Consider the following 10,797-nt stretch of genomic DNA (forward strand, 5'->3'; position numbering starts at 1 on the left):
GGGCGTGCGGGTGGGCGAGTCGGCCAAGCGCGACCAGCGCATTGCCCTGAGCTGCGGGAAAGACGGGGCGGAGTGTGGGCAAGGCTGGTACCAGCACCAAGATGAAAAGGGCGTGGACAAGTTGGCGCCCTTGCTGCACTGGCGAGTGTGCAACGTCTGGGACTGGCTGACGGGTCAGGACCACGGGATGCAACACGGCTACCCGACGCAGCTGCTGGCGGAGGCCTACGGCGGGGACGAGGCGGCGGAGATCAACGCGCGCACCGGGTGCATGGCCTGCCCGCTGGCCAGTCGGGACGTGGCGCTCGAAGCGATTGTGGAGCTGCCGCAGTGGGCGCACTTCCGGCCCGTGCTGCGCCTGCGGGCGTTGTGGGAGGAACTGCGGGTGCCGCAGTACCGCCTGCGCAAGCCGGACGGCCGGATGGGGCCGCTGACCTTTGAGGCTCGGTTATACGGCCTGGGGGTGGTGCTGGGGATTCAAAACGAGGTGAACGCCGTGGCTCTAGCCCAGGGGCTGCACCCGCTGGATCTGCTGAATGCGGAGGAAGAGGCGCGCATCCGGGAACTGATCGAGCTGGGCACCTGGCCGAACGGCTGGGAGGGGGACGAGCGCACGGGGGACGACGTGTTCTTCACGCAGCCGGCGGCGGACGAGTGGCTGTTTGGCGGTGGGCTGTGATCCCACTCTCTCATCAACCGTCCAAAACGGCAGTTTCAGTCAAGCAATGGGTCGTTCGGAGTGACGCGAACACAGCCTCGCCGAGCGCGAGGCGTTTGCCCGTGCCCGCGCTCCCCATCACCCCAAGGTCGCCTGAGGTCCCATGAAGAAGACACCGAAAACGCCCAGCGCCCGCGAGACCCTCTTTTCCTACCTGCTGGGCGGCGACGACATCGCCGGCAAGAAGATCGTGGACCTGTTCGCCGGTGGCGGCGGCGTGTCGTGCGGCATCGAAATGGCCCTGGGCCGCAGCCCCGACGTGGCCATCAACCACGACCCCGAAGCCATCGCCATGCACCAGCACAACCACCCCCTCACCCGCCATTACCAGAGCGACGTGTTCGAGGTGGACCCCCACGAGGCCACGGGTGACGCCGAAGTCGCCCTCCTGTGGCTGTCGGCGGATTGCAAGCACCACAGCACCGCCAAAGGCGGCGCGCCCCTCGATCAGAACCTCCGCAGCCTGGCCTGGGTGGGTTGCAAGTGGGCGGGCAAGAAGAAGCCGGACGTCATCGTGCTGGAGAACGTCCCCGCCTTCCAGTCCTGGGGCCGCCTGATCGCCCGCCGCGCCCACCTCGGCCCGGACGGCAAGAAGCTCTCGCAAGTCCCCTGGCCGAACAAGCCCAAGCGGCGCGGGAAGGCCTGCCGCCGCTTCAAACGGGGCCAGCCCGCCCAGCGCCCCCCACGCGGCCCCATCGTGTACCAGCCGGACGGCCGCATGCAGCTGCACGCGGACAAGCGCTCCCGGTACGCCGGGAAGACCTTCCGGGCGTTCGTCAAGCACCTGCAGGGCCTAGGCTACGTCGTGGATTACCGCGAGTTGGTTGCGGCTGACTACGGGGTGCCCACAATCCGCAAGCGGTTCTTTCTGGTGGCCCGCCGCGACGGGAAGCCGATCTGCTGGCCCGAGCAGACCCACGCGGCCCCGAACGATCCCCGCGTGCTGTCTGGCCAGCTCCAACCCTGGCGCACGGCCGCCGAGATTATCGACTGGACCATTCCCACCATCAGCATCTTCCCTGGGCCTGGCGGGCGCCCCCGGCCGCTCAAGCCCAAGACGCTGCGGCGCATTGCGCTAGGCGTCGAGAAGTACACCCTCGGGCAGCGCGCCCCGTTTCTGGTGATGCTGGCCCACGGCGGCCACGATTCCCGGCAGCGAGGCGTAAACCAGCCCACCTGGACCGTGACGGGCGCCCACGATGGCACCAGCCTGGTGCAGCCCTACGTGGTGCCCCTGACGGCGGATAACCCCCCGATGCCCGCCGATGAGCCCTTGGCCACCGTGACAAGCGGGAACCGTCTGTACCTCGCGGCGCCGCACCTGACCAAGTTCCGTGAAGGCAGCGTCGGCACAGCGGCTACCGCACCGCTGGACACGGTGACGGCTGGGGGGCAGCCGGCCCGCCCAGGAACCGGCAACGTGCATGGGGTGGTCGCCGCGCACCTCGCGCACTACCACGGGGAGAAAGACACGCCAGCCACGCGGGGACAGGAGCTGGACGTACCCCTGGCCACGGTGCCGGCCAGTAACTGTCACAGCCTGGTCAGTGTCTCGCTGATGCGCAACAACGACGGCGGGCTGGACCCGAGATACGCCAGTTATGCGGCCGACGTGCCCGTGAAGACCGTCATGGCCAGCGGTGGCCCGCAGTCGCTCGTGAGTGCAGCGCTGGTGCAGTACAACGGCACAGCAGATGCCAAACCCTTAGACGAGCCCTTGCCGACCACCTGCACGGTGGACCGCTTTGGGCTGATGGCCGCGAGTGTGCTGCGGATTGACAACCAGGGCTGGTGTGAGCGGGCGGTGGTCCCAGCAGACGAGCCGCTGCGCACCGTGACCACCAAGAACGGGCACGCGCTGATGACCGCGCAGGTGCTGCGCCAGTACGGCAGCAGCGACGCCCGGCCGGTCACGGCGCCCGTAGGCAGCCTGACGGCGGGCGCCACCAAAGACGGCCTGATTACGACGCACCTGCTGCCGGCCTTCACGCCGGAGGTGGAGGGCATGGCCCAGCGGGTATACGCCTTCCTGATGGAGTACGCGCCGCAGGCCCTGGCGCACGTGCCCGCAGAGGACCGGGCCCGGCAGCTGGTGACGCTGGTGGTGAACGGGGAGCGGTTCGTGATCTGGGACATCGGCATGCGGATGCTGGTGCCTCGGGAGTTGTACCGCTCGCACGCCTTTCCTGAGGAGTACGTCATTGACTTCAGCGTGAAGGGGAGGCCGCTGGCGAATGACGCGCAGGTGCGGATGTGCGGCGACAGTGTGCCCCCCAAGCTCGTGGCCGCCGTGATTGGCGCTCAGTTTGGGCAGGCCATGCCCCAGGCCGCCGACTAAGCCCCTCATCCCTGGGGCTGGCCGGTGCGCTGGCCCCTGCTTTGTTCTGGAGGAACAGATGACCACGACACCACCGTCTGCCCGAGGCATCACGTTCGGCGATCACATGGTGCGCGCGCTACTCGCTGGCAAGAAGACCGTCACCCGCCGCCTACTGACGGTGCAGCCACCCACGCTGCCTGAGGACGGGTACGCCTACCCGCACTACTGGGGCGCCGTAGGGACCTACTCCGGTGTGGATGAGCCCCGCCACTTCTGGACGAACCGGCCACCAGAGGCCGACAACTTCGAGGACGAAGCGGCGGCCCAGGACGCCTTTGAGGATGAAACGCTGTTCTGGCCTGGCGAAGACCCGCACGTCATCTCGCCGGCTGATGAGGGCGTGTATGGACCTAGTGGCCTGGAATCACCCTTTGGCAGCGAGCGGAACTGCATCAAGCCTGCGGCGCGCCTCTACGTCCGCGAGGCCTGGCGCGTGGGCAGTTGGGACGAGGGCGTGATTGCGGTGGACTACCGGGCCGATGGGCACGCCCGCCGGGAGTGGCTGCCGCTGCCGGATGACCAGTGGCTGCGCCTGGCCCATCAGAGTGCAGATGACTGCGAGAAGGCGAGCCTGACGATGGATGCCAAAGGCCGGTACCACTGGCCCTTGGGTGAAGCGCCCACGCGCTGGCGCCTGCCGCGTTACATGCCCAGGGTGGCCAGCCGGCTGACGCTCGAAGTGACCGACGTGTGGCCCGAACGGCTGCACGCTGTGACCGAGGATGAGGCGATCAGCGAGGGCATGACCAGCCTGCCGGACGCGTGGCTGGCGAAGCACTGGCCCGAGTGGTGGGCGGAGCACGAACGGGTGCGGGCGCACAACGCGCGGCTGACCGCCGATGGGGCGCGGTTTGGCTTCACGCGCATGCCGCTGGGCCCGTCTCCTCTGGCGCGCTTTAAGGCACTCTGGGGTGAGCTGCACACGGCGCCGGGCACCGACTGGGCCAGTAACCCCTGGGTGTGGCGCGTGGGCGTCCGGGTGGTGGCCCCATGAGCCGCCGCAGTCAGGTCCTGCCCAGCTTGCGGGTGTTGGAGCGAGGCACGCTGGCCGATCTGCTGACCCGAGACCGGCGCCTCTGGCGGACCCGGATTCGCGAGCGCACCCGCGTGAACATCAGCGACCAGGCCTACGGGGCGGCGCGCAATGCCCTGGCCAGTCGGCTCAAGGGCTTACGAGAGACGCATCACCGAATCATGGGTCAGCACTGGAAGGCAGGGCGGCTCTCAGCCTTCTGGCAGGCCTACCGACAGGGCGTCCACGCCATGTGCATGGTCGCAGGCCTGCACCTGGCCAGTCGGCGCCGCGCTGGCAAGGGTGGGGCACGATGACCGCCCCGATCCGTGGCCTGACCCTGACCCACCCGTGGGCCTATTGCGTGGCGAAGTGCGCCAAAGACGTCGAGAATCGCCGCTGGCCCCCAGAGCGCCAGGGCGGGCGCGTGGGCATGTTCCTGGCGATTCATGGGGGCGTGGTGCCGGGGAAGGGGAGCGGCAAGCGGGAAGAAGCCCGGCTGGACCTGGCCGGAGCACTGGAGATCATGGAACGGCTGGGACAACCCGTGCCCTTCACGGCCGAGCAGCGGCTGGCGCTGAGCATGGGACTGCATGTAGAGGGAGAAGAGCGGTACTTCGTGCCAGGCATTGTGGCGGTCGCGCAGCTGGCGGCCGTGACGCAGGCCAGCACGAGTGCGTGGGCGGCACGGAGGCAATACCACTGGCTGCTGGCGGACGTGCTGACGCTGCCCGAGCCGATTCCGCATAAGGGGGCGCAGGGGCTGTGGTCGCTGGAACCGGAGAAGCTGACGAAGGTGCGGGCGGCGTGGAAGGCGAGGAAATGTCAGTTGTAGTATTTGTGCATAAGACTTGAGCAAGCCCACACTTTACAGCTGTTCAAATTGATTACGTCGTTGGCTGAATCAAACGATATGTGTAATATCTTAAGAGAGATCAGAGAGCGCAAATCTAAATTCCGAGGTGTTCAATATATGAATAGTACTTATACGGTAGAATTGCCAGTTTTGGTCGCAATCATCGGTTTTACAGGAGTAATAATTGCGGCTTTGTTAAATATTTTAAACAAATATTTGGAGCTATCTATTATAAGAAAGAAAGAAATATTGAACGAGAAACTCAAAGAGATCTCAAATATCCGCTCGCTTTTAGCAGATGCATTTAAAAATTCGAGTCAGCTGGGAATTTCCCTAAGAATGGCCAAAATAGATGAGTATATTAATGAAAATATTGAAAGAGTCAAAAAAATGCCAGTCCTAATGTCACAAGAAGACCTATCAGCGGCTAACGTAATAATGAAAGAATTTTTCGAAGGTTTAAATAAGTTTGCAGAGACGAAAAGCCCTATGCGAATGGAAAACACTGTGAAGGGACTAGACATTATGCTTGCGGCAACCCCATGGATTATATCCCATAACCGAATTACCGCAGAGCTAATTAAAATACTTGCCACTGTAGATAGTAATGAAGTCAAAATATCCAGAACAATCAAATATAAAATAGACGAAATAAAGCGCAATGTATATAGTATACCTTATGAGTTAAGTGAACAGGATAAGCACCAACGTATAGTAGAGCATATTAGTAGTATTTTTAATATCCAAGATCAGTTTGATCTTGAGCCAGTAGAGTTTAGCAAGATCCAGGGCATACTAAATCAAGAAGTGAGCAGACCTAGATGGTATCTGGCTTTCTTAGAGCAGAGACATCTTAAGTTGATTAAGCGTCAGAACAACGCGAGAGAGTAAACATGGCTCTGTATGAAGCATTTTTCCACTGCTCACATCGCGTCTACGGCGGCGGGCAAGGAGGCCGGGCAGCTGCTGACATGGACCAGGGAGACCGAGATCTAGCAGGCTGAGAAGTGACCGCTCCGGCACACCGTGGAAGCCGACGCGCTAAGGCGCAAAACTGGATAACTTTCGTTTCGAAAGACGTGTAAGGCCAGTAGTTACACGTCTTTCGTTGTTGAAAGCCCTCACCGATCCTTGCCGAATCCCCTCAGCAGGACTTCACATACCATTCCTGCTATCCCCAAAATAAAAATGTCCTTCGCAATATGCTCCAAGAGCGTAAATACGTGTTCGGCTTCAAGTAAGCCGAATACACGTAAAAAGGCAATGATGAGCAGTAAGGCCATTGATGCCTGTTCACTAGTTTTCATGACTCAAGTCTGAACGAACAAAATTACAAAGAACTATCGGAGAAAGGGGTTGATCTCTGCAAATTTTTTTGTTCTATACTTTTTAGCTCTTGAATTTTCTTGGTTCTAAAAGTAACTAGCATTTCATTAACAACACCCCCGCCACGCCGAAGCGCGAGCGGGGGCTCATGGTGCGGGGCCAGGTGTCGGATGACGTGAAGTCCACCTGGCCCCGCACCCACAGCGGACCGAGCCGCTGTCACAAGACACACATCCGCCCGCAGCGACGCGCTTCGGCTATGAAGAGACGCTGGGGCGGACCTGCTTAGAGTACTGCTGCTTCTACTTCCGCAGCCAGGCCTGCAGGTCATTCCAGCCGCCCGTGCCGTATCCATCTGGCACGTCGCCATGCAGCTGGCGCCACTGCCAAGTGCCGCCCTCGCGCGTCATGGTCGCCATCGGGCCCGAGCCGCGCGGCGCGTGGTACAGGGTGCGCTCCTGCGAGGTCTGTGGGTCACTGGGCAAGGGACGGCCAGGTTGAAAGGTCATGGCGGCAGCGTAGCGCGCAGCGGCACTAAAAAAGCCTCCGCCTTACCTGGAGGCAGGCGGGGGCCAGTTATGGAAGGTACTGGAAATGCTCTTAACGCCGCCGGGTAGGCACAATAGCCAAAATCACCCGGACCGCCATACCTAACATCCAGAATAAACCGACCAAGCCAACCCACAGGTTGAGGCCCGACTGCGTATATACCAAGAGTGCGAACACAGAAGTGACTATGGAAAATACACACCATACGTACGAAATGCCACCTGTAGCTTGACGCGCACGCCAAGCCATATTGAGCAGTGCCAACGCGGTGGCAATCAATACAAGACATAAAAGCAGAAGACTGCCGTCTCTAAAATAAGGCTGAAATGCCTCAATGAAGGGATTTTCCATAGCTTATCGTAAATGATTCTTCCCGAAAGTAAAGTGTACCCGCAAAAGGTTGCACTGATATCGACATTGACAATCAAAAACGGCGTAAGTCGTCCGATGGTCTAAATTTCAGGGATACGCAATCACGATGACGCAGCCGTTGCTGCCGTTCCCACCGGCGCCACCATTGCCAACGCTATCCACCGAGGCGCCGCCGCCACCACCCCCGCCACCCGGCCAGCCGCCATTGCCACCACTGCCCGCGTTTCCCGCACTGTTGCTCATCCCTCCGCCACCGCCTGGTGCGCCAAAAGGCAGGCCGGACGTGACGTTCGCACCGTTGCCCCCATTGGTGCCCTGCGTGCCAGAGATGCTGCCACCACCGGTGCCGAATTGCCCGTGGCCCCTGGGATAACTCCCACCCAGGGCGGCGGGCAGTGTGCCGTTGGCCGTCGTGAAGCCGCCCCCTGCACCTCCACCAGACGCTGCGACCTGCACCGCCACAGGGGTAGAAGGGCTCGCGGTACTCGTGGCTCCGGCACCCGTCCCGCCAGGCCACTGCGCGGCAGAACCGGGCCCAGAGGCGCCGCTGCTGGTGCTGCCTCCCCCACCCCCGCCGCCCTGGGCCGCCACTACCAGGGTCCCGAACGAACTGGCGACGCTGCCTGAGCTGCCACTGTTACCCGCAGTGCTGTTGACGGTGACGGCCGCTGCTCCTGCCCCGCCAGCGCCTACCGTGACTGTGACGCTCGCGGGGACGATGCTGGCTGGGAAGGTGGCGATACTCACGCCACCACCCGTACCGCCCGCACCGCCAGCGCGGCCGGTGCCTGCAGCGGCTTTTCGGCCAGCGCCACCGCCCCCACCTGGCCCGATGCACACGACCTCAATCACCGTGGCCCAGCTGGGTTTGGTCCAGGTGAAGCTGCCGCTGGTGGTCGTGTCGCCATAGATCCAGATCTGCGACGTCTGGCTGCTGCCGGTGCCAGCTGGCCCGGTTGGGCCTTGCGGGCCTGTATCGCCCGGTGCCCCAGTCGCACCTGTCGGTCCTACGCCCCCCGTAGCACCTGCTGGACCCTGGGCACCGGTTGCCCCAGTCGCGCCAGTGGCGCCAGCAGTCCCCGCCGCACCATCACTCCCGGCTGGGCCGGTGGCGCCTGTAGCCCCGGTTGCTCCTGTCGGCCCGGTTGAACCCTGAGCCCCTGCCGAGCCAACTGTGCCGGGATTGCCCTGCGGCCCTGTCGCCCCGGTGGGTCCAGTTGGTCCCGCTGGTCCAGTCGCTCCTGCACTGCCCGCCGCGCCAGGTGCGCCGTCCGCGCCCGTCGCCCCAGTCGGGCCGCCAGGGCCAGTACTTCCCGCTGGTCCTGCGGGTCCCTGGCTGCCGGTGGCACCTGGGGTGCCCTGGGGACCCGTGGCCCCTGCAGGTCCTGGATTGCCCTGAGCGCCGATCGCTCCAGGCGGCCCCACGCTGCCGCCTGCGCCGTCCGCTCCCGTGGGGCCAGTGGCGCCGGGTGCGCCCTGAGGGCCTGTGGGACCAGCAGCGCCAGGAGAACCTTGTGTTCCAGTCGGGCCTACGGGGCCAGTGCCACCTGCGGTCCCTGGGGTGCCCTGTGGACCTGTGGCACCGGCTGGCCCAGCGACACCTGCGGGCCCTTGGGCGCCAGTGGCACCTGCTGGTCCTGTGTTGCCGACTGCCCCCTGCGTCCCTGGAGACCCAGTGGCACCCGTTGCCCCAGTCGGCCCCTGGGGTCCGGTGGGACCCGTCGAGCCAGCGCCGCCGCCCAAGTCCACGTCCACCGTGACCTCGGGGCCGGGGTTCACTGAGATGCCGATGACCAGCACTGGCCCCGGCTGCACCGTCACGTTCACGACGATGGGGTCGCTCATGCCCCGCTCCGGGTGTAGCCGGCCTGCCAGACCAGCACGAGGTCAAAGGCCGCCAAGTGCGCCTGATCGGGCCCAATCAAGATGACCGTGCTGTCCAGTTCGAACTCAATGGCCTTGGGCGTCCAGGACTTGCTCTGCGCGCCCGGAATCTTGAGCGTCACGCTTTGGCCAGTGACGACCGCACCCTGCCCCATGTCGTAGAGCACTTCACTCTGCAACCGTGTGCGCAACTGCGCCTGCACGGTGGTTCCGCTCGGCAGCGTGACCCCAGAGACGTTGAAGGTCACGGTCGCGTCCTGCCCCTGCTTGAAGCCCGAAGCGCGTGGCGTTGGCGTGGTCATGGATGGCCCCGGTCCAGGGGGGCGTCGTCCAGACCGGGCACGGCGGGCCACTCCCCTGTCTGCCGCAGCACGTCTTCAATGGTGGCGGGCACGAGGTCATCGGGCAGGGCCACCTGACTCCCGATCATGGGCGGCAGGCTCTCCAGTTGCGCCTCCAGGCGCTTGCCCGTGGCCTTGATCTCCGCCTCGACGCGGGCCTTGGCCCCGTTCAGCTGCACCCCTGTGATGAAGTCCTTGCCGCCGCTCGCCACCAGGCCGGCAAAGAGGCCCAGCAGTCCACCACTCAGCCAGCCGGGCAGCAGCGGCAGCACGTCCCGGCCTGCCTCTTCCAGACCAGTGATGCCCAGCAGCACGCCCAGTCCCAGGCAGATGCCCTTGACCACATTGCCCTTGAGGCCCAGTTGCACCTTCAAGAACTGCGTGATCGTCGCCAGGATGCCGACGAACGTCACGAACGTGCCACCCAGCCCGGTCAAGTCGAATGCTTCCACCTCAGACCTCCTTCCCGTCGGGAATGGCGATGATCTTCAACCCGTCCCCGCTCGTGCGCACCATGACGCGCGCCCGCCCGTATCCCGGCAGTGGCGTTCCATCGGGCAGCAGCAGCGGCGCGATGTTCTCCTGTGGCGCTGCTTTGGGCGGGACAGGGGTGCCCCGCGCCTCCCAGGCCGCCGCCTGCCGGGTCAGGGTGGCCACGCGGTTCTCCCAGCCGCGCCCATAGCGGGCGTAGGTACTGAGACTGCGCAGGAACGCCAGGCGCAGGTTCAGGAACTGGCGCCAGTCTCGTGTGCGGGCCAGGAACTCGCGGGCCCGGCCCACGCCACTGTTCACGGCGGTGTCGAACGCCACGAGGGCGAGCGCCGGCGGCAGCTGCTCGGCGCCAATGGCAAACCAGTACCGGGTCTGATAAATGCGCCGGGCGTCGTCCAGCGTGAGGTTCCTGATGTCGAGTGTCGGGTTGGCGTGGGCGGCGATGCCCCATTTCGTGCCGCGCAGCTCACCCTGGCCAATCACGCCGCTGGTCCAGTTGCCCCGGTCGTGCGGGTCGGCCGTGTACCCGCCCTCGTGGCCGATGATGATGCGGAACGCCTCGTTAAAGTCCGTCATGGTCCCTCCGTGGGGTCAGGTGGCCAGAGTGTGCGGTCGTAGCCCAGCTTTTCGGCTTCAATCCGTGCCTGCAGCGTGCGGTAGCGCCAGGCGTCAATCAGTTCGGCCTGCTTGGCCATTCGCGTTTCGTTGCGGTCCTGCTGGTCTTCAAGGACTTTGTTGCGCTGCGCCAGGCCGTCCCGGGTGTCTTTTTCCTGCCCGGTGGCCCCACTCAGCAGGCCCTTGAGGAACACGCCCAGCGCCGCCAGCAGCCCCCCGCCCCCCAGCAGGGTGGCCGCCGTGGTCGCCGCA

At 64.2% G+C, this 10,797-nt stretch carries 14 protein-coding genes; 6 read left to right on the forward strand and 8 right to left on the reverse strand.

Translation table 11 applies throughout. The features are described 5' to 3' along the window. The 6 genes from K7W42_RS22165 to K7W42_RS22190 all read left to right on the forward strand — a co-directional run. Positions 1 to 679 (forward strand): adenine nucleotide alpha hydrolase family protein (locus K7W42_RS22165; RefSeq protein WP_224577532.1); only part of this gene is annotated, 679 nt, incomplete at its 5' end. 142 nt (positions 680 to 821) lie between these two features. Beyond that, a complete protein-coding gene (locus K7W42_RS22170) occupies positions 822 to 3,056 on the forward strand; it encodes a DNA cytosine methyltransferase (RefSeq protein WP_224577535.1) in 2,235 nt (744 codons plus the stop codon). 58 nt (positions 3,057 to 3,114) lie between these two features. Beyond that, entirely contained in the window at positions 3,115 to 4,092 is a 978-nt protein-coding gene (locus tag K7W42_RS22175) for a hypothetical protein (RefSeq protein WP_224577537.1), read from the forward strand. Further along, the gene (locus tag K7W42_RS22180) at positions 4,089 to 4,427 is read left to right on the forward strand and encodes a hypothetical protein (RefSeq protein ID WP_224577538.1); all 339 of its coding nucleotides are present in this window, start codon (positions 4,089 to 4,091) and stop codon (positions 4,425 to 4,427) included. The genes K7W42_RS22175 and K7W42_RS22180 overlap by 4 nt, the downstream gene beginning before the upstream one ends. Continuing rightward, positions 4,424 to 4,945, forward strand: a complete 522-nt coding sequence (locus K7W42_RS22185) for a hypothetical protein (protein ID WP_224577539.1) — start codon at positions 4,424 to 4,426, stop codon at positions 4,943 to 4,945. Before K7W42_RS22180 ends, K7W42_RS22185 begins: the two co-directional genes overlap by 4 nt. Before the next feature lie 138 nt (positions 4,946 to 5,083). Beyond that, the gene (locus tag K7W42_RS22190; RefSeq protein WP_224577541.1) at positions 5,084 to 5,857 is read left to right on the forward strand and encodes a hypothetical protein; all 774 of its coding nucleotides are present in this window, start codon (positions 5,084 to 5,086) and stop codon (positions 5,855 to 5,857) included. Between the two features lie 230 nt (positions 5,858 to 6,087). On the opposite strand, the gene K7W42_RS22195 is transcribed toward K7W42_RS22190, so the two are convergent. From K7W42_RS22195 to K7W42_RS22235, 8 genes are all read right to left on the reverse strand, one after another. Further along, complete coding sequence (locus K7W42_RS22195; RefSeq protein WP_224577543.1) at positions 6,088 to 6,273, reverse strand: hypothetical protein; 186 nt, start codon at positions 6,271 to 6,273, stop codon at positions 6,088 to 6,090. Positions 6,274 to 6,594: 321 nt separating this feature from the next. Further along, complete coding sequence (locus K7W42_RS22200; RefSeq protein ID WP_224577545.1) at positions 6,595 to 6,801, reverse strand: hypothetical protein; 207 nt, start codon at positions 6,799 to 6,801, stop codon at positions 6,595 to 6,597. Positions 6,802 to 6,892: 91 nt separating this feature from the next. Next, complete coding sequence (locus K7W42_RS22205; RefSeq protein ID WP_224577546.1) at positions 6,893 to 7,192, reverse strand: hypothetical protein; 300 nt, start codon at positions 7,190 to 7,192, stop codon at positions 6,893 to 6,895. A 108-nt stretch (positions 7,193 to 7,300) separates the two neighbouring features. Continuing rightward, positions 7,301 to 9,058, reverse strand: coding sequence for a glycine-rich domain-containing protein (locus tag K7W42_RS23465; RefSeq protein WP_500786064.1), 1,758 nt, complete (start codon positions 9,056 to 9,058; stop codon positions 7,301 to 7,303). Then, positions 9,055 to 9,399, reverse strand: coding sequence for a hypothetical protein (locus K7W42_RS22220; protein ID WP_224577548.1), 345 nt, complete (start codon positions 9,397 to 9,399; stop codon positions 9,055 to 9,057). Before K7W42_RS22220 ends, K7W42_RS23465 begins: the two co-directional genes overlap by 4 nt. Continuing rightward, entirely contained in the window at positions 9,396 to 9,890 is a 495-nt protein-coding gene (locus tag K7W42_RS22225) for a hypothetical protein (RefSeq protein ID WP_224577549.1), read from the reverse strand. The genes K7W42_RS22220 and K7W42_RS22225 overlap by 4 nt, the downstream gene beginning before the upstream one ends. 1 nt (position 9,891) lies before the next feature. Beyond that, complete coding sequence (locus K7W42_RS22230; RefSeq protein ID WP_224577551.1) at positions 9,892 to 10,506, reverse strand: glycosyl hydrolase 108 family protein; 615 nt, start codon at positions 10,504 to 10,506, stop codon at positions 9,892 to 9,894. Next, a partial coding sequence (locus K7W42_RS22235; RefSeq protein WP_224577553.1) for a hypothetical protein occupies positions 10,503 to 10,797 on the reverse strand: 295 nt, incomplete at its 5' end. The genes K7W42_RS22230 and K7W42_RS22235, both read right to left, overlap by 4 nt.

The organism is Deinococcus betulae (assembly GCF_020166395.1).
Taxonomy (GTDB): domain Bacteria; phylum Deinococcota; class Deinococci; order Deinococcales; family Deinococcaceae; genus Deinococcus; species Deinococcus betulae.

Bases quoted from the DNA above. Each gene is read 5' to 3' on its own strand.
- K7W42_RS22180 (WP_224577538.1), top strand. From the start codon at position 4,089: ATGAGCCGCCGCAGTCAGGTCCTGCCCAGCTTGCGGGTGTTGGAGCGA.
- K7W42_RS22170 (WP_224577535.1), top strand. From the start codon at position 822: ATGAAGAAGACACCGAAAACGCCCAGCGCCCGCGAGACCCTCTTTTCC.
- K7W42_RS22200 (WP_224577545.1), bottom strand. From the start codon at position 6,801: ATGACCTTTCAACCTGGCCGTCCCTTGCCCAGTGACCCACAGACCTCG.
- K7W42_RS22220 (WP_224577548.1), bottom strand. From the start codon at position 9,399: ATGACCACGCCAACGCCACGCGCTTCGGGCTTCAAGCAGGGGCAGGAC.
- K7W42_RS22195 (WP_224577543.1), bottom strand. From the start codon at position 6,273: ATGAAAACTAGTGAACAGGCATCAATGGCCTTACTGCTCATCATTGCC.
- K7W42_RS22230 (WP_224577551.1), bottom strand. From the start codon at position 10,506: ATGACGGACTTTAACGAGGCGTTCCGCATCATCATCGGCCACGAGGGC.
- K7W42_RS22175 (WP_224577537.1), top strand. From the start codon at position 3,115: ATGACCACGACACCACCGTCTGCCCGAGGCATCACGTTCGGCGATCAC.
- K7W42_RS23465 (WP_500786064.1), bottom strand. From the start codon at position 9,058: ATGAGCGACCCCATCGTCGTGAACGTGACGGTGCAGCCGGGGCCAGTG.
- K7W42_RS22190 (WP_224577541.1), top strand. From the start codon at position 5,084: ATGAATAGTACTTATACGGTAGAATTGCCAGTTTTGGTCGCAATCATC.
- K7W42_RS22185 (WP_224577539.1), top strand. From the start codon at position 4,424: ATGACCGCCCCGATCCGTGGCCTGACCCTGACCCACCCGTGGGCCTAT.
- K7W42_RS22205 (WP_224577546.1), bottom strand. From the start codon at position 7,192: ATGGAAAATCCCTTCATTGAGGCATTTCAGCCTTATTTTAGAGACGGC.